The 16,951-nt window shown below is 61.3% G+C and carries 14 protein-coding genes and 1 pseudogene; 5 read left to right on the top strand and 10 right to left on the bottom strand.

The window, feature by feature from the left end; translation table 11 throughout:
* The first annotated feature begins 44 nt into the window (after positions 1–44).
* Together Q0105_RS14795 and Q0105_RS14790 are read left to right on the top strand one after the other, a co-directional pair.
* Positions 45–2,531, top strand: a complete 2,487-nt coding sequence (locus tag Q0105_RS14795) for an ATP-binding protein (RefSeq protein WP_298212902.1) — start codon at positions 45–47, stop codon at positions 2,529–2,531.
* A 211-nt stretch (positions 2,532–2,742) separates the two neighbouring features.
* Positions 2,743–3,588, top strand: coding sequence for a hypothetical protein (locus Q0105_RS14790; protein ID WP_298212901.1), 846 nt, complete (start codon positions 2,743–2,745; stop codon positions 3,586–3,588).
* A 321-nt stretch (positions 3,589–3,909) separates the two neighbouring features.
* Here Q0105_RS14790 and Q0105_RS14785 read toward each other — a convergent pair whose 3' ends face one another.
* The 4 genes from Q0105_RS14785 to Q0105_RS14770 all read right to left on the bottom strand — a co-directional run bounded on the left by Q0105_RS14785 (position 3,910) and on the right by Q0105_RS14770 (position 8,336).
* Positions 3,910–4,752, bottom strand: a complete 843-nt coding sequence (locus tag Q0105_RS14785) for a DUF4062 domain-containing protein (RefSeq protein WP_298212900.1) — start codon at positions 4,750–4,752, stop codon at positions 3,910–3,912.
* A 445-nt stretch (positions 4,753–5,197) separates the two neighbouring features.
* The gene (locus Q0105_RS14780) at positions 5,198–7,309 is read right to left on the bottom strand and encodes a hypothetical protein (RefSeq protein WP_298212899.1); all 2,112 of its coding nucleotides are present in this window, start codon (positions 7,307–7,309) and stop codon (positions 5,198–5,200) included.
* A complete protein-coding gene (locus Q0105_RS14775; protein WP_298212898.1) occupies positions 7,281–7,439 on the bottom strand; it encodes a hypothetical protein in 159 nt (52 codons plus the stop codon). Before Q0105_RS14775 ends, Q0105_RS14780 begins: the two co-directional genes overlap by 29 nt.
* A gap of 3 nt (positions 7,440–7,442) precedes the next feature.
* Positions 7,443–8,336: an alpha/beta fold hydrolase gene (locus tag Q0105_RS14770; protein ID WP_298212897.1), complete on the bottom strand. Its 894-nt coding sequence runs from the start codon at positions 8,334–8,336 to the stop codon at positions 7,443–7,445.
* Between Q0105_RS14770 and Q0105_RS14765 the strand changes: the two genes are divergently transcribed.
* On the top strand, positions 8,323–8,445 hold the full coding sequence (locus Q0105_RS14765) for a hypothetical protein (RefSeq protein ID WP_298212896.1): 123 nt from the start codon (positions 8,323–8,325) through the stop codon (positions 8,443–8,445). The two genes, Q0105_RS14770 and Q0105_RS14765, sit on opposite strands and share 14 nt — an antisense overlap.
* A gap of 247 nt (positions 8,446–8,692) precedes the next feature.
* On the opposite strand, the gene Q0105_RS14760 is transcribed toward Q0105_RS14765, so the two are convergent.
* On the bottom strand, positions 8,693–9,607 hold the full coding sequence (locus Q0105_RS14760; protein WP_298212895.1) for a LysR family transcriptional regulator: 915 nt from the start codon (positions 9,605–9,607) through the stop codon (positions 8,693–8,695).
* Between the two features lie 134 nt (positions 9,608–9,741).
* Between Q0105_RS14760 and Q0105_RS14755 the strand changes: the two are divergent.
* Both Q0105_RS14755 and Q0105_RS14750 read left to right on the top strand, forming a co-directional pair.
* A pseudogene (locus tag Q0105_RS14755) lies at positions 9,742–9,978 on the top strand (hydrolase); the annotation flags it as partial.
* A gap of 155 nt (positions 9,979–10,133) precedes the next feature.
* Positions 10,134–10,379 carry a glutaredoxin gene (locus Q0105_RS14750; protein ID WP_298212894.1) on the top strand — a complete coding sequence of 82 codons (246 nt, stop codon included), beginning with the start codon at positions 10,134–10,136 and terminating at the stop codon, positions 10,377–10,379.
* Between the two features lie 53 nt (positions 10,380–10,432).
* Here Q0105_RS14750 and Q0105_RS14745 read toward each other — a convergent pair whose 3' ends face one another.
* From Q0105_RS14745 to Q0105_RS14725, 5 genes are all read right to left on the bottom strand, one after another.
* Positions 10,433–11,605 (bottom strand): ABC transporter substrate-binding protein, encoded by a 1,173-nt coding sequence (locus Q0105_RS14745; protein WP_298212893.1) that lies wholly within the window; start codon positions 11,603–11,605, stop codon positions 10,433–10,435.
* 376 nt (positions 11,606–11,981) lie between these two features.
* Positions 11,982–12,929, bottom strand: coding sequence for an alpha/beta hydrolase (locus Q0105_RS14740; RefSeq protein ID WP_298212892.1), 948 nt, complete (start codon positions 12,927–12,929; stop codon positions 11,982–11,984).
* 57 nt (positions 12,930–12,986) lie between these two features.
* Positions 12,987–14,153, bottom strand: coding sequence for an ABC transporter substrate-binding protein (locus Q0105_RS14735; protein WP_298212891.1), 1,167 nt, complete (start codon positions 14,151–14,153; stop codon positions 12,987–12,989).
* 100 nt (positions 14,154–14,253) lie between these two features.
* Positions 14,254–16,401: a D-(-)-3-hydroxybutyrate oligomer hydrolase gene (locus Q0105_RS14730; protein ID WP_298212890.1), complete on the bottom strand. Its 2,148-nt coding sequence runs from the start codon at positions 16,399–16,401 to the stop codon at positions 14,254–14,256.
* Between the two features lie 94 nt (positions 16,402–16,495).
* Positions 16,496–16,951: branched-chain amino acid ABC transporter permease (locus Q0105_RS14725; RefSeq protein ID WP_298212889.1), on the bottom strand; the 456-nt coding region annotated here is incomplete at its 5' end.

Raw genomic sequence — 16,951 nt, 5'->3', positions numbered from 1 at the left:
TTGCAGCCCCTCCGTCGGTCCACCCTCTCCCACGAGCCCCGCCCATGCCCGCCTCTTCCCTCGCCCCCCACCAACTGCGGCTGACCGTTGCACCCGAATCCCTGGGTTTTGCCAGCACGGCCGAGTTGCAGGACCTGCCCCTGCCCTGGATCGGCCAGGAGCGCGCCCAGGCCGCAGCCCAGTTCGGGTTGGCGATGCAGCAGCCCGACTACCACCTGTTCGTGCTGGGCGAGGTGGGCAGCGGGCGCGCGTCGCTGCTGCGCCAGGCCATGCAGGCGGCGGCAGCTGGCCGCCCCGTGCCACCCGACCTGTGCTATCTGCACAACTTCGACAGCCCCGACCGCCCCCGCGCCCTGCGCCTGCCCGCAGGCCAGGGCCGCCAGTTGCGTTTGGGGCTGGCCGACATGGCGCGCAGCCTGCAGGCAGACATCCCCAAGCGCCTGGCCAGCCCCGACTTCAAGGCCGAGGCCGAACGCATCGAGAAAACCTGGCAAGCCCAGGAGAACGAGGCCTTCGCCGCACTCGACGCCTTTGCCGAGGCCCGCCAGTTCCGCCTGTCGCGCGACGGCGGGCACCTGGTGTTCACCCTCGCCGGTCCCAAGGGCCAGCAGCTCACCGAAAGCGAGGCCCACGCGCTGCCTCGCGAGCGCCGTGCCGAGATCGACGCCGCCGAACAAGACCTGCGCACCGAGATCGCCCGCTTTCTCGAAACCACCCGCCCGCTGGAGCGCACGCGCGACGACGCCCTGGCCGCCCTGCGCCGCCAGACCGTCAAGCCGCTGGTAGAGCATGCGCTGCACGACATCCGCCAGGACCAGCGCAAGCAGATCAAGAACACCATCAAGCTCACGCAGTGGCTTGACCGGGTGGAGCGCACCGTGCTCGACCACATCGACCTGTTCGAGCCCCTCGACGCCGAACAAGGCGCAGATGCCGAAGACGACCGCAAAGACGCGCTGGACGACCTGCTGGCGCGCTGCCATGTGAACCTGGTGGTGGACAACGCCGACCGCAGCGCCGCCCCCGTGGTGGTGGAAGACAACCCCACAGCGCGCACGCTGTTTGGCAGCATCGAACATGGCGCGGACGCCGACACCGTGCAGGCCGGCCACGCCAGCGTGCACGCGGGCAGCCTGCTCAAGGCGCATGGCGGCTTCATCATGCTGCACCTGCACGACCTGGCCACCGAAGAGGGCCTGTGGCCCCGCCTGCGCCGCTTTCTGCGCTGCGGGCGCCTGCAGATCGAGGAAGGCGGCGGCGGCAGCCCCGCGCACGGCGGCGGTGGTGGCAGCGCCACCCTGCAGCCCGAGCCGGTGGACGTGGACGTGAAAATCGTGCTGATCGGCTCGGTGGACGAGTACTACGCGCTGCAGGAGGCCGACCCCGACGCCGCGCGCCGCTTTCGCGTGAAGGTGGACTTTTCAGACCACTTTGCCGCCACCCCCGCCACCCACCACGCCACCGCCATCCTAGTGGCGCACGTCTGCAAGAAGCGCGGCCTGCCCCCCTTCGGCCCCGACGCCGTGGCCCTGCTGCTGGAGCAAACCCACCGCGAGGCCGACGACCAGCGCCGCCAGAGCGCCCGCTTTGCGCACACCGAAGCGCTGGCCATCGAAAGCGCCGCCCTGTGCAAGGCGCGCGGCGGCACGCTGGTGCAGGCAACCGACGTGCAGGCCGCCCTGGCCGCGCGCACCCAGCGCCACAACCAGCCCGAAGAAGAGCTGCACGATTCCATCACCGAAGGCGAGCGCCTGATCACGCTGGCGGGCTCCATCACCGGCCAGATCAACGCCATGACGCAGATCGACCTGGGCGACTACCGCTTCGGCTTTCCGGTGCGCATCACCGCGCGCACGTTTGCCGGGCAAGAAGGCCTGCTCAACATCGAGCGCGAGGTCGATATGTCCGGCCCCATCCACGACAAAGGCGTGCTCATCCTGCACAGCTACCTCACCGCCCTGTTCAGCCACGTGGCGCCTCTGGCACTCAATGCGTCCATCGTGTTCGAGCAGGAATACAGCGGCGTGGAGGGCGACTCGGCCTCGTGCGCCGAGCTGTATGCGCTGCTGTCCAGCCTGTCGGGCCTGCCCTTGCGCCAGGGCATCGCCGTGACCGGCGCGCTCAACCAGCATGGCGAAGTGCTGCCCGTGGGCGGCATCAACGAAAAGATCGAAGGCTGGTTCCGCGCCTGCAGCACTGCGGGGCTGGACGGCACGCAGGGCGTGCTGATCCCCGCCCGCAACCAACGCCACCTGATGCTGGACCGCTGCGTGCTGGACGCGGTGGAGCGCGGGCTGTTCCATGTCTACACCATGGGGCATGTGAGCGAGGGGATTGCGCTGCTGACGGGCGAGGCATCGGGCATGAGCCCGGCGGAGTTACTGCAGGCCCAAGCCGACGAGCTGGCCGGAGGAGCGGCCACGGTGGAGGACACGGTGATGCAGCGAGCGGAGGTGACGCTGCGGGCGTATCGGAGGGCTTGCCAGGTGGCGGGGGGGGCGCGGAGGGGGCGAGGGGCGCGGGGGCGCTAGTTGGCTCAGTGGCCGACGAAGTTGAATGCTCGGGGTTCTGGATGCTTGGCAGTGGTTGCCATCATCCGACGATTGCCATCGAACACGTACTATCGGCCAGCCGCCGTTGGCGGTTATGTGAAGCGGTCGCTCAATATTTGCGTTCACCGGGGGTATTCGTCCGCACATCGCGCACCGTAGAGTGGTCGCAAGAACTTCGGGAGGAATGTTGATGAGCTATCCAGCAACCGTCTTCAGCGTAATGATCGCCTCCCCTGGCGACGTCGGAGCCGAACGTGCGATCGTTCGTGAAGTGATCGCGGAGTGGAACGCAGTCCACGCGAAGACGCGTAGCATCGTGCTATTGCCAGTCGGTTGGGAGACCCACTCTGTTCCTGAGATGGGTGCCCATCCTCAGGAAATAATTAACCGCCAAGTGCTTGCGCAATGCGATTTGCTTGTCGGGGTCTTCTGGACTCGGATTGGTACCGCTACACCCTTACATGCGAGCGGAACTGTTGAGGAAATCGAAAAGCACATTGCGTCCGGCAGACCCACCATGCTTTATTTCTCAAGTCAGCCGGTCGCGTTGGACAGTGTTGACGCAGCACAGTATGCGAAGTTGACGGAATTTAAAGCGTCCTGCCAAAGTCGCGGCCTCTATGCAACCTACGATGCAATCAACGACTTCAGGAGTGTGTTCAGTCGGCAACTGCAGATGATCTTGAACGGCCATCCGATGTTCCAGTCTGCGGCGGCATCCAACTCCGTTAGTAGAGCGGCGGCGTCAGACAACCGAGAGTCCGAACTTTTGCCTCAAGCAAAGCAATTGCTCAAGAGCGCAAGTCGCGATGAGAATGGTCTCATTCTGCGGATGAAAATGGCGCCTGCTGGAATAATGTTGAATACGCAGCGACGTGAGTTTGTGGCGACGCATGTAGCCAGAGAGGCGGCGCTCTGGTCCGCTGCAATCGAACAATTGCTAGCTGCAGGTCTGATAGAAAACGTCAAGCCAAACGGCACAGTCATGAAAGTCACAGCGAGCGGTTACGAGACTGCGGACCAGATCGAGGACTGACTGGCGCCACCGGCCAATCAATCCACAACCAGTAGGGTTTGCCCCCGAGCGGACTTTTTTCAGCACCATGGGTGCTTGACCTGCAGGCGATCCAGTTCCTGTTGTTCATCGGGGCCATGAGTCCAATTTTGGTGCAAACGGAGGCCCTAAACAAAGGGAGTATTTAAGTGGTCTGACGGGCCGCTTTTGGAGCAAACATGCAAGCGACCCTTGTGTGCCAGGAGCAGGCGGTGGCGTCTGTCAAAGGCTGCCACTCACCGCCAAAGCTAAGCCACGGGCCGCTACCTGCCGACGCATTTCGATTTGAGCGATGGATTAGATTTACAGCGCAATCATCTCGGCAATCTGATAGCCACGGTTCGTTAGTTCGAAAAACTCTCCCTTCTGGCCGCGCTCGACAACAAGATCCAATGCGACGAGCTCGCTCAGCGCTTGTTCCCACTTCGCGGCCTCGCGCCTCTCTCCAGAAGGAATGACATTCTTTCCGTTTACTTGGATATCGGTGCCACCTATGTATCGGACATACAAGATACTTCCGTGGTCATCCAAGCTTGCTTCCCTGAGCAAGACTCGTGCTTCAGTAGAGAGTGCGGGAATCTTGGTCTTTGATTCCTCTATTGGTGTTGCACCACCCCCACTGACTTCACTCAAAAAAAGGGGATGTTCGTTCAGCTTCAGTTGGAGTTGTCGATAGAACTTTGTTCTGAAGTTGGCATGGCTGTCATAGCTCTCGTACAGACCGCGACTACGGCATGAATCTTTGAAGGCTTTCAGCTTCGCAACCTGATCCAGGTCAACTGTGTCCATAGCGACCGGCTGGCTTGAGAAGTACAGCATGGTCGGTTTGCCTGTGTCGATATGACGCTCAATCTCTTCCACGGTGCCGCTCGCATATTCATCTGTTGCTGTGCCAATCCTAGTCCAGAAAACGCCGACGAGTAGGTCGCATTTGTCTAGGACCTGGTTATTGATGATGGATTGAGCAGATGCGCCCATTTCTGGGGAGGAATGAGTCTCCCAGCCAATTGGGAGTAGAACAATCTTTCGAGCGTTAGAGTGAACCGCATTCCATTCGTATACAACATCCCGAATGATGGCCCGTTCAGACGCAACATCTCCCGGCGAGGCAATCATCACGTTATATGTCTTTGCGACGTAACTCATCTGTCTACCTTCAAATTAAATCTAAATTAATGTAGACCGCATTAAGCCGCAGGCCACACTGGGCGCTTTGGGTCCAAATTCGTACGACAAAAATGCGGGAAGTGCTTTGTAGCTTAGTTTCGCCATGCTTGCTAGATAAAAAAGCAGCGCCAAACTCCGCCATGAAACCATTCGCCGCGACTCTACCCGAAACACTACGACCTGACCAATACCGCAAGCGCATTCGTTCCAAACATTATGGCACTTGCGCTGGGCCATGGCTTTGTTCGGTCATCTGGTGGCGGCTGTATGTCTTTGCTCTGACCGGCGGCTTCGGGCCCATTGCTGTCACTCCAGTTGATACGTCGGATTACTCTCTGGCTTAAAAGTCCGAGTCTGGAATGTGGAATGTGGAATGTGGAATGTGGAATGTGGAATAAAATTGTCTTATCATCGGTGCAATTTTTTAATCACGTGACTTCCCATCGGGAAACCACAATTTGAGCAAGCTATCCGCTTGGAGTCGGCCATGGGAGTTGTTTCTTATATTTCGCCAGCGCCGATAATTAGCAGGAACGCTTTTCGGTGACGGGATTATTTCTTTTCGAAAAGCATCAGCTCGAGATTCGCAGAACGCCTGAAGTTTTGCATCGCCTATATCGGAGCACAATAGCCCAAAATGATGGAAAAACTCTGAAACCTGTATGATAAGCCAGTCGCGTTGGTGTTTTATTTTTGTGTAAAGCCAATATGCACTATAAGGGTGATCATCAAATTCAAGCGAGCGCCCCCCGTTGATAATTTCTCCATTATCGACAAGCACTGCAACCTGAGCAAGCTGCATTACTCGATAGTAATCGTGTGCAATTTCTCGTATAGCATCCCTGTCCACGCCGCTTATATCTCTCCGGAGCAGGCCTACGACATCTTTGGCGTACCAGGCAAAGGATGTGAGCTCGCGCACATCTGCATATCCAACTTGATCGGCGACAAATTCATTAAAATGCTTAAAATAGACCGATAGCGAGGCGGAACAAAGTTTCTCACGCTCTTTCAAGCTCATATATAGAATATAATTTAGTCCTGAATTATTAGCCGCAAAGCGGTATAAGTGCTGAGGTTTGGCGCGGACATTAGGCTCAGACACGCCAACAACGGCAATGTCGCCGTCGGCGTACGGATTAAAGTTAATATCCGAATACGCAGCCATCCGACTAGGGCTTGTGGCTAGTGCTTTAATGTATTCCCAGGCAACGACGGAGTCATCACTCGAAATTACCGACTCAATAATCGCCACATGCATTCGCTTTGACTCCCACACTTCATGCCCCCCAAAACGAAGAAATCTTGAGCGGAGATAGAGCAGGAAATAGTCTTTCGCGTGCTTGGTGGAGTGATGCGAATCAAATTCCGCCAGAAATTTAAAGCCGTCAAGCTGATTTTGGTAAAGCGAAGTAAGTGAGTAAAAATCCGCTTCCCGTGAAAAATCTCGATAATCTTCGCCGTAGGCTTCAATGAGTAGCGGGAACGGGTCTTTTAGCAAACGATCATCTGTGATATAGCTCTTGACAGCTTCTAATTCCAAATGGCTGGCCGTCTCCGCCATAATTTTCCTCTGCAAATTCCAAGTGTCACGAACTTCTAAATCTCGCGAGGTTGAATCAAAAATCGGCCTTCTAGAGAAGATTGAAGGTGTCGCTACCCTCAAAGTAGCTAGCGAAGTTAACGGCGTCCTGAAGTTGCCGTTTTGTGCAATGCTAAAAAATTTTTCTTCGTCGCCGAAGAATATAGTGGAGGCAGCCAAAGAAAACGCAATTGCATCTGAATGGATGTATGGCTTTCCATTATTACCCGTGGATGGTTGACCCCAAGTCGGAAAAGCTGAGTTAATTTGAAATCCGGTGACTTGAACACGGACTTTTAGTGCTTTTAAAGGATCGTCGAGCAGGGCGTATCCTACAAGAATTCCTTCTTCAGACTCCTCAGCATCCGGATGAAAAAGTGACTCATCGATGGCTGATATTACGTCATCCCGGGACATATACTCGGGGAAAAGCGTTTTCCACAAATAACCGGATTTGAAATAGATGTCTGCGCTTAGAGTCAGCTTTGCGGCATTCGATTGGAACAAAGTTCGGGGTATTTTAAGGAGTACGACACCGTTTTGCAATTCGCGTGCAAAGTACCAGAACTGGTGTCGGTCGCTGCGGTAAATCGCCCCATGCACTACCTCTGGACGTTGATTATTTAAATTTTTCCAGCCCAAAAATGAGTGCAATCCTCCTTTCAGGATCTTTTGCACCACAGTTGGCACTCCGGGATTACGCACCACCTGATCCGCTAAATCTCCGTCAAATATATGTCGAACTGCCGCACTAGACAGCAAATAAGAATTTTTTGGGCCGATTAAGTAATTCCCATTGGCGTCCGGAGAAAGCGTTCTCCTTACGTATGAAATACGCTCATTGTGTGTATTGGCGGTCAGCTTTCCAGTAAGTAACTGACTCCTTGGTTTGCTTTGATCAAGAGTTTTACGAAATGGGCGTCGTTTAATTTTCTTTTTTGAGGCTTTTGGCATTTTTTTCGTCCTCAGTTGCAGTCTGTCTTTCGCTGTTTACGTCGCGTGCCACGCCTGTACCAGTCCGGTCGTACGCCAGCAGTTGGCCGAAAACAGGCATCGACCAGATCGCCATCACGACGTCGAGCATCGACTACGCCACTTCACTTTGCTCCCTCAACCACCCCACAACATCCCCCGTCACCTCATCCCGATTGGACTCATTCAAGATTTCATGCCGCGCCGCCGGGTACAGCTTGACCGTCACATCGGCCACACCGGCATCCCGATACCGCTGCCCCAGTTGCTCCAACAAGACCCCGCCTGCGGCCAGCGGGTCTGCGTCGCCGGATGCGATGAGGATGGGCAGGCCGCTGCGGATGCGTGCGAGTTGCGCGGGGTCGGCCAGCCGTGGCGCGGGTGCGAAGAGCGAGGGGATCACCTCCTCAGGCACATCCCAGCCGCACCACGGGTCGGCCACGTAAGCATCTACCTCTGCGGCGTCGCGCGACAGCCATTCGTAGCCGGTGCGGTGCTCAAAGCCTGCGTTGAACGCCGCGAGCCCAGCGGGCGCGTCGGCAGGGGCGTTGGCCATGGCGGCGGCGAGCAGGTCGAGGGCGGTGGAGCCTGACAGGATGACGCCAGACCAAGTCGATGAATGGTCGAGGATGGCCGCCTGCGCCGCGAACGAGCCCATGGAGTGGCCGAACAAAAAGAGCGGAAGCTGCTGCGGCCCATGCTGCGCGCGCAGCAGTGCGCCGAACTGGGCCACGTCGGCAATGAGGCCGCTGAAGCCAGCGCTGCCAAAGTCACCCAGCTTGCCACCGGCGGTGCGCCCGTGGCCGCGATGGTCCACGGCGTGGACGATGAAGCCTGCGGCGTTCAGCGCCCGCGCAAAGCGGTCGTAGCGCTCGCCATGTTCGGCAAGCCCGTGAGAGATTTGCACGACGCCCGCAGGTTGGCCCGGGGTTTCGGCCCAGGTGTAAGTGGTGACCTGGGTGCCGTCTGCGTTGGACTGGAAGGAGGAGGAAGAGGTGGCGGTGCTCATCGGTTCATTCTGGCACGAGGTCTGCGTGGATCTGCCGCGCATCGCTGATGGAAAGATCGTTGAAGTCCGCCTGTTCTCCAGCGCCTCGGCGCAGGAAGACGCGTTCTGAGGCCAGTGATGGCCCGCCCCTTGTTCACGCACGCTCCACCCACCCGTTGGGAGGACGGCGGGCGCGGTACTTTGGGGTCAAATGGGTGCCTTGCGCTTATTCGTATTCATTGTTTGCTATCGAATTTGCAGCAAACTGATGACTCCACGGATTGCACGGCTTGTGCGCACGCACCCGTTGAGTCTGCCAACAGCCGGTGCACATCCCGGCGCCGCATCGGGCACACAGGTCCCAGTCCCCCACGAACTCAATCCTCCTTGAGCTGCCCGAAGCGATCCGCCAGGTAGTCGATCAACTGGCGCACGGCAGGAATCTGCCCGCGCCTTGCGGCGAACACGGCGTGGATGATCTCGCGCCGGGGCGCCCAGCCGGGCAATACGGGCACCAACTCGCCGCGCTCGAACTCGCCCGCCACCAGCATGCGCGGCAGTTGCACCACGCCAACACCAGCGACGGCCGCAGCGCGCAAGGCCAGCATGGCCCGCGTGATGTAGCGGGGCCGGTGCCGTATCTGGGCCTTGGCGCCCTCGGGTCCCTCCAGCACCCACGAGTGTTCGTCCTGCGGCTGCCCAAGGTCCATGCTGGGCAGCCCGGCCAGATCCTCAGGGCCTGCAGGCACCCTGCCACAGCGGGCCAGCAGCGCAGGGCTTGCCACCAGGCACTGGCTGCGGTCGGACAAAGCGCGCATGAAGAGGTCGCTGTCTTCCAGCGGCGGCGGGCGCACTCGGATGGCGAGGTCAAAACCCTCGCCCACCACATCCACCTTGCGGTTGGTTTCTTCGAGATGCAATTCCACCAACGGGTATTCGGCCAAGAAGTCCGCCAGCATTTCACCGACGCGCGTGGACAGCAGCGCCACGGGGCAGGCCATGCGGACCACGCCACGCGGCTCGGCATGGGCCAGGGCGATGAAATCCTCCGCCGCCTGGGCCTCCTCCAGGATGGCGCGGCAATGTGTGTAGTAGCCCTTGCCCGCCTCGGTGACAGCAAAGCTGCGCGTGGACCGCAGGATCAGCCGGGTGCCCAGGCGCTCTTCCAGCAGGGCGATCCGCCGGCTCAGCTTGGACTTCGGCACCCCCAGCGCCCGCCCCGCCGGGGCAAAGCCGCTGTGCTCAACCACCTGGGCGAAGTAGTACAGGTCATTCAGGTCAGGAGGGGTCATTGTTCTACCCATGAAACTCTGATCTCAATTATTACCGACTAGCGCGGCTATCGTCCTAAAAATAATATTACACCCAGCCCCACCGCCTGCGATGAGGTTTTTTCTCCAACCCAATCCCTACCGAGGAAACCGCCATGTCTTTGCCCACCCACACCATCGCCAACTTCCAAGGCGAGCGCCCCGTCATCAACCCCGACGACGCCGTCATGCTGCTCATCGACCACCAAAGCGGCCTGTTCCAAACCGTCAACGACATGCCCATGCCCACGCTGCGCGCACATGCCGCCGCACTGGCCAAGGTGGCCACCCTGGCCCGCATGCCGGTCATCACGACTGCGTCGGTACCCCAGGGCCCCAACGGCCCGCTGATATAGCCCCGTTATTGCGAGCATTTGCAACGAAGCAGGTCGCCCAAGCCCGCAGATGCACACGGCGTGCGCATTCGTGAAGAGCATCCCGAAGACCCAGCTGACGGTGGTCTTGCAGGCACCGCGAAACCGGGGCAAAGGCGCCGTAAACTTCCGCCATGACCCTTCAGATCACCGTGTATTCCAAGTCCGCCTGCCCGCAATGCGAGTCGGTGAAGATGCTGCTCAAATCCCGCTCGCTGCCTTACGAAGAGATCAAGATCGACGATGAAGCCGAACGGTTGGCGTTCTACGCCCGGTGCGGCCCGTCGGTGCGCCAGATGCCGCAGGTTTTTATCAACAATCAGCGCGTGGGCGGGCTGGCGGGGGTTCAGGCGGCGCTGACGCAGTTAGGCGGAGCCTGATACTTTCGCCCACCAGGGAGCGCGCCGATTTGCTCGCCAAGCACCCCGTCCGCCTATTTCATCAAGTGGCCATCGGCACCAATGACCGTGACCTCGACGTAATGCGAGCCGATGCGGTTGGAGGGTGAATAACCCAGCGTAACGCCGCCCAGGTCATAGTTCTGCAAAGACTCCAGCGCCTTGACAACCTTGGCGCGCGTTGGCGCGGGGCCAGCGCGGCGCAGTGCCTCCACCAGCACCTTGGCACCCAGGAACTGCTCGAAGCTGATGTAGTTGATCGCGGCCCCAGGCGCATACTTCTTGAGCAACGATTGGTATTCGCGCACCACGGGAAGCAAGGGCCGATAGGGATACGGAACCACTTGGCTAATACCCAAGCCGCGCGCATTCTTAAGGCCCGCGAGCTTGACCAGTTCGTCCGCATTGGCCACCGAAATGTTGTAGAGCTGCGCGCCACCCCCCTGCTCTCGGTAACGCTGGATGAAAGCCGCCGCAGGTTTGGTGACAGCGATCATGATCACGGCATGCACATCCGCAGCTCTGATGATGTTGACGGCTTCGTCCACCTTGTCGGTATTGCGCTCGTAGCTCGCAGACGCCACAAGCTCAAGTTTGCGCTTGGCCAGCGCCGCCTCCACCCCCGCAAGGCCCGCCTTGCCAAAACTATCGTTCTGGTAAATCACGGCAACGCGGTTCATGCCCAGGGTGGTGAGCTGCTGCACCATGTGCTCTGCCTCATCGCCATAGCTTGCGCGCACATGGAAGATCCACGGATTGAACGGGGTGCGCAGCAACTCAGCGCCAGTAAAAGGTGCCACCAATGCCGCCCCGCCTTGCGCCAACACGCCGTCGGTCAGCAATTGGGCGACGTTGGCGGTCCCCCCAAAGCCATACAACGCCACCACCTCCGGGCGCGCCAGCATGCTGCGCGCAAGGCGCACGGTTTCGGCGACCTTGTAGGCATCGTCTGCCACCTCGTGGCGGATGGTGGCGCCATGCACTCCACCGTGGGCATTGACCCAATCAAAATAAATTTTGCCGCCCAGCACCATCTGCTCGCCCGTGCTGGACAGTACGCCCGACAGTGGGGCGACCTGCCCCACCACGACCTCAGCCGCACGCGCAGGCACAAACGCTGCGGCGCCGCCCCACAACACAGCCACCAGCACACCTGGCGCAGCCAGGGCGGCCACCAGTCGGCAGCTCCATCTCTTCAAGGTATCCATACATCTCCTCCGTTGCACTACACCTTGCTCTGAACCAGTCCGCATGCGTCAGTTGCAGCCCCACGGGCCGCGGCGCTTGGGGCCTGACCTGTCCCATCTCCGTCAATCGGGGACCGCGATAGAACCTGGAGCCATCACGATGGCATGGGCCACCGCGGGCGTAGTGGCCAACGGCGGCGCACTAGCGGCCTGATGGCGGGAGCGCTGCCCGGCGTACTACCGAGCACACCCTTTGGCTGGCAGCACTGCAGGCGGGCCAACAAAGCGGCCGAAGTGCTGGGTGTTGTTGGCAACTTCCACGTAGCCGAGCATGCTGGCGGTGCGTTTCATCCACGCCGGCTTGCAGCTTCCTGGCTGCGGCGTCGGGGCCGGTGGCTCAAGGCCACTGCAGGTGCGAGGAGGCTTCCTGCAAGGCTTTCGATCCGACGCCGCCCGCAGAGCGCGCCTGGGCAGGCGCTTTCGAGCCTTGTTCAAGGAAACGGTCCACCAGCGCATAGTGTTCGGGCACATTGAGCGCGGGGGCATGGCCGCAGCCCGGCACCTCCACCACCTGCACCAGGCCCCGTGCGCCAGGCCCACGGGTGAGCATTTCGGCTGTGGTCTCGCGCAACACGAGGTCAGAATCCACCCCGCGCAGGCACAGCACGGGGAGATCAAGCGCGTCGTAGTGGTCCCAGATCAGGAAGTCGTTGTCGTGATGCGTGAGCTGCTGCACCATGGCCGGGTCATAGTGCGGCGTCACACGGCCATCAGACAAGCGGCGCGTGCTGCTTTCGGTCAACGACCGCCACTGCGTGTCGCTGATCCAGCCGTAGGGCTGGTACACCTGCCGGAAGAAGGTCTCCAACTCCAGCACCGTGTCGAACACGGGCGGATTGCCTGCATAGCCCTTGATGCGCCCGAGCGCTGCATCGGCCAGACTGGGGGCGTTGTCGTTGAGCAGCAGGCTCTTGATGCGGGGCTTGAGCTGAGGCTGGAGCAGCCCCCCCGCACACAAGGTACCGATGGCTCCACCCATTGACGTGCCCACCCAGTGCGCGGATTCGATGCCGAGCCGATCAAAAAGATCTGCCGCGATGCGCGCATAGAACGCCATGCAGTATTCATCCTGCGGCACCCGCGCCCACTGGCTCAGGCCCCGGCCCAGTGTGTCGGGGCAAATCACGCGATAGCGGGATGCGAGGTGAGCGGCCAGCGGGTCCATGTCACGCCCGGTGCGCGCCAGGCCATGCCAGGCGATCACAACAGGTGCATCCGGCGCGCCCCACTCCATGTAGTGGATTTCATAGCCAGCGCAGGTGACATAGCGAGAGGAGGGAACCATGATGAGAACCTTCAGAGAATAAGAGAGTGAAAGAGCGCAAGGAAAAACACGGTCGGCCTACTTCATCAGACGTCCATTGCTGCCAATAACCGTCACCTCCACATAGCGCGAGCCGATGCGGTTGGTGGGGGAATAGCCCAGCGTGACGCCGCCCAAGTCATAGTTCTGCAACGACTCCAACGCCTTGACGACCTTGGCGCGTGTGGGTGCAGGGCCTGCGCGACGCAAAGCCTCCACCAACACCTTCGCGCCCAGAAACTGCTCGAAGCTGGTGTAGTTGACCTCGGCCCCAGGGGCATACTTCTTGAGCAGCGTGTGATACTCACGCACCACTGGAAGCAAGGGCCGGTACGGATAAGGTACCACCTGGCTGATGCCCAGGCCGTGCGCATTTTTCAACCCCGCGAGCTTGACAAGCTCATCCGGATTGACCACCGAGATGTTGTAAAGCTGCGCACCGCCGCCCTGCTCGCGGTAGCGCTGGATGAAAGCAGCCGCAGGCTTGTTGATGGCAATCATGATCACGGCGTGCACGTCGACCGCCTTGATGGCCGCCACGGCGTCGTCCACCTTGTCGGTGTTGCGTTCGTAGCCCGCAGACACCACCAGCTTGAGGTTGCGCTTGGCCAGCGCCGCCTCCACACCTGCCAGGCCCGCCTTGCCAAAACCGTCGTCCTGGTACATCACGGCGATGCGATTCATGCCCAGCGTGGTGAGCTGCTGCACCATGTGCTCGGCCTCGTCGCCATAGCCCGCGCGCACATGAAAAATCCACGGATTGAACGGGTTGCGCAACGACTCGCCACCCGTGTAAGGCGCTACGAGCGCTGCGCCACCCTGCTCCAACACACCATCGGTCAGCAACTGGGTGATGTTGGCGGTGCCTGCAAAGCCATACAAGGCCACCACCTCCGGGCGCGCGAGCATGGCGCGTGTCAGGCGCACGGTTTCGGCGACCTTGTAGGCGTCGTCCACCACCTCGTGGCGGATGGTGGCGCCATGCACACCGCCGCTGGCGTTCACCGAGTCAAAGTAAATCTTGCCGCCCAGCACCATTTGCTCGCCGGTGCTGGCCAACACCCCCGACAACGGGGCCACCTGCCCCACCACCACTTCGGCAGCGCGCGCTGGTGCTGCAGCACCAGTCCACAACGCCGCCATCAGCACACCTGGCACAGCCAGGGCCACCGCCATTCGGCGGCTCCAAATTTTCACGGTATTCATGTCTCTCCTTCGTTGCACTGCACCCCGCTCTGAACTGGCCCGCACACCAACCATGGGCACGCGGGCCAGGGAACGTCGGGTCTGACGCGTTCCGCCCTCGTCAGTCAGGGACGGAGATGGCGCCTGCTGTGATGGCGATGGCGTTGGCTGCCACGGGTGTGGCAGCCAGCGGTGGCACGTTGGCCGCAGTGATGGCCGGTGCGCTGCCTGGCGTGCCGCCACGCGGCACCGTGCGCACCACTTGGCTGCCAGGCAAGGCCTTGCCGTTGGCCAGGTGGTCATACACGGCATCGAGCGCGTGGTTCAGGTACACGTGCAGCGGCACGTAGCGGCTGTCGTAGCCCGGCAGCACCGTGGGCAGGCCGATGAAGGTATCGAAGTGCTGGGCGTTGGCCACTTCCACATAGCTGAGCTTGCTGGCGGCGCCTTCTACCTTCTTGTTGAGCGCCGCATACGGGCGCGAGGTGTGGCTCACGGGCAGCAGTGCATCGGCGCGGCCGTGCACGATGATCGCTGGCTTGCCGCGCAGGTTGCCGTTGCGGCGCGTTTCATCCAGGCCAGCCTGCAGCTTCTTGGCCGCTGCATCGGTGCCGGTGACCAGGTTACGCAGGCACAGGGCACCCGACAGGTTCCAGTCCGCCACGCCCGCATCCGAGAACGACAGGAAGTCGCGCGCGGGGCCGAACTTGCCCAGGTTGTTCACCAGGTTGATGCCGCCCGATGGCGGCACGCCGTTGCCGGTAGCAAACATGCCTGGCAGAGCAGCCGCTGGCAGCGGGGCCACAGCGCCGGTGGAGGCAGTGGCCGCGTAGCTGAAGCCGCACAGGTTGTCTTTGACGCTGGCGCGCGAGAGCCCGTTAGCAAAGGTCACGGCCACGGCGGGGGATACCTCGAACGCCGCCATGGAGGCGTGCAGGTCGTTGGACTCTGGCTCCCAGCCATAGGCGCGCAGCTTGGCCAGTGCCTCTTCGGCCTGCGTGGCGGTAGTGCTGGCCGAGAGCAGGCCTGCCGTCTTGAGCGATGCGCAGCGGTTGGGCGCAATGGGCAACGCCGCGCTGGCAAAACCGGCAGCGAAGGCAGCCGCAAAGGGAGTGGTGCTGATCGAGGGGGCCAGCGACGCGCAAGCCTGGTAAAGGTTGGCATAGGTGGTGAAGTCCACCAACGTCTTGCCGGTGACGGCCACTTCGGCGCCGCCACGGCGCACTGTGACGCCGGGGTTGGCGGGCATTTCGATGGCGGGCTCGGACACGGCCACGCCGCTGATCAGGCCTTGCGTGTCCAACTCGGCAGCGGCGATGGCCGAGCCCCCGCCGTTGGAGATGCTGGACGCGATCACGATGGTGTTGGCCGGGGTCAGCGTCTTCAGGCGCTGGCCGTCGGCCGTGGTGGCGCCGTAGCGCTGGTTGAGCACGTAGTAGCCAAACTCAACGGCCTGCAGCGTGCTGGTGCCCCAGTCTTTCTCGGAGTTCTGGCCCGAGTGCGCATGCTTGAACGCAAAGCGATTGGGCGTGGCGGTGTTGAAAGCCGCCAGGTCCGTGGCCGAAAGGCCCGCGTTGAACGCCGCATTCTTGCCTGCAGCGGCGGCCGTGGTGCGCGTGCCGTCGATCAGCGGCACGGTGTCGTTCATGAGATCGTGCGGCGCGCCGCCCGTGCCTTTGTCCGAGTAGGCCACGGCGCAGCCCTTTTTGAGGCCCCATTCGCCCGTGGAGATGCCGCCATACACGCCGCGCGAACCCGAGGTGGTGGCGGTGATCATGCAGGGCTTCTTGGGGTCGAAGCTGGCGGGTACCTGCACCATGAGCGTGACGTTCTTGCGGCCCGTGCCGTCGTCGGCAAAGGCGATGTACTCGGTGCCTGCGATCTTGCCCTCGCCCGCCGTGACCTTGCCCTGCGCGTCCACGTTGGGACCGTACAGCAGGCCATAGCCGCCCTCTTTCGTCATGTCGAGCATGGCGCGGTAGTTGGTGTGGATGGCCGCGCGGCGCAGCTCAGCGGCGGTGGGCTTGAGCGGGTCGGCATAGGCGGGCGGCGCGGCGGCGGCCATGCCGGTGGCGCCCAGGCCTGCGGTCAGCAGGTCGTTGCTGGTGCCGTCGTAGGTGGTCTCGCTGACCGTGCCCAGATAAGCGGGCTTGGTGTTGGGGGCAGCGTTGTCGCCGTTGTTGCCGCCACCGCATGCGGCCAGAACAGCCACTGCCACGGCTGCGGGAACGAAGGGTCGAAAACGCGGGTTCTTCATGCTCATCTTCATGTGCTTGTCTCCTGGGGTTTTTCTTTGCGTCTTTTATGTACAGCTCACCAACCACACCCTGGCCGCACCGGTCACCCGGCGCGGCCAGGATGGCTCACCCCGCCTTGCGCGCAGCTGCCGCGCGCAGGCGACCCACCACACCGGTGGGGAAGTAATACACCGACAAAACGAACAGCACGCCCAGCCACAGCAGCCAGCGGTCGGGCGAGAGCAGCGCCGACACCCAGGGCAAGCCCGAGGTGGCCTCGTGGCCCAGGCGCAGCAGATCCTGCAGGTAGCTTTGCGCCACCAGGAACAACACGGCGCCGATGGCCGAGCCGTAGATCGTGCCCATGCCACCAATCACCACGATGAGCAGGCAGTCCATCATGATTTCGAAGCTGAGCGAGGTGTCCGGCCCGTTGTAGCGCAGCCAGAGCGCGAGCATCGCGCCCGCCATGGTGGCAAACAGCGCCGACAACACGCTCGACGTGGTGCGGTACACCACCACGCGGTAGCCGATGGCCTCGGCGCGGAACTCGTTCTCGCGGATGGCCTGCAGCACGCGGCC

Origin of the sequence: Acidovorax sp., assembly GCF_027492855.1 — a bacterium.
Lineage (GTDB): Bacteria > Pseudomonadota > Gammaproteobacteria > Burkholderiales > Burkholderiaceae_C > Acidovorax.
The sequence above is the reverse complement of the archived record's forward strand: the minus strand, read 5'-3'. Positions and strand labels throughout refer to the sequence as shown.

Bases quoted from the DNA above. Each gene is read 5' to 3' on its own strand.
- Q0105_RS14750 (WP_298212894.1), top strand. From the start codon at position 10,134: ATGACCCTTCAGATCACCGTGTATTCCAAGTCCGCCTGCCCGCAATGC.
- Q0105_RS14785 (WP_298212900.1), bottom strand. From the start codon at position 4,752: ATGAGTTACGTCGCAAAGACATATAACGTGATGATTGCCTCGCCGGGA.
- Q0105_RS14780 (WP_298212899.1), bottom strand. From the start codon at position 7,309: ATGCCAAAAGCCTCAAAAAAGAAAATTAAACGACGCCCATTTCGTAAA.
- Q0105_RS14795 (WP_298212902.1), top strand. From the start codon at position 45: ATGCCCGCCTCTTCCCTCGCCCCCCACCAACTGCGGCTGACCGTTGCA.
- Q0105_RS14745 (WP_298212893.1), bottom strand. From the start codon at position 11,605: ATGGATACCTTGAAGAGATGGAGCTGCCGACTGGTGGCCGCCCTGGCT.
- Q0105_RS14760 (WP_298212895.1), bottom strand. From the start codon at position 9,607: ATGACCCCTCCTGACCTGAATGACCTGTACTACTTCGCCCAGGTGGTT.
- Q0105_RS14790 (WP_298212901.1), top strand. From the start codon at position 2,743: ATGAGCTATCCAGCAACCGTCTTCAGCGTAATGATCGCCTCCCCTGGC.
- Q0105_RS14730 (WP_298212890.1), bottom strand. From the start codon at position 16,401: ATGAAGATGAGCATGAAGAACCCGCGTTTTCGACCCTTCGTTCCCGCA.
- Q0105_RS14735 (WP_298212891.1), bottom strand. From the start codon at position 14,153: ATGAATACCGTGAAAATTTGGAGCCGCCGAATGGCGGTGGCCCTGGCT.
- Q0105_RS14770 (WP_298212897.1), bottom strand. From the start codon at position 8,336: ATGAGCACCGCCACCTCTTCCTCCTCCTTCCAGTCCAACGCAGACGGC.
- Q0105_RS14775 (WP_298212898.1), bottom strand. From the start codon at position 7,439: ATGCTCGACGTCGTGATGGCGATCTGGTCGATGCCTGTTTTCGGCCAA.
- Q0105_RS14740 (WP_298212892.1), bottom strand. From the start codon at position 12,929: ATGGTTCCCTCCTCTCGCTATGTCACCTGCGCTGGCTATGAAATCCAC.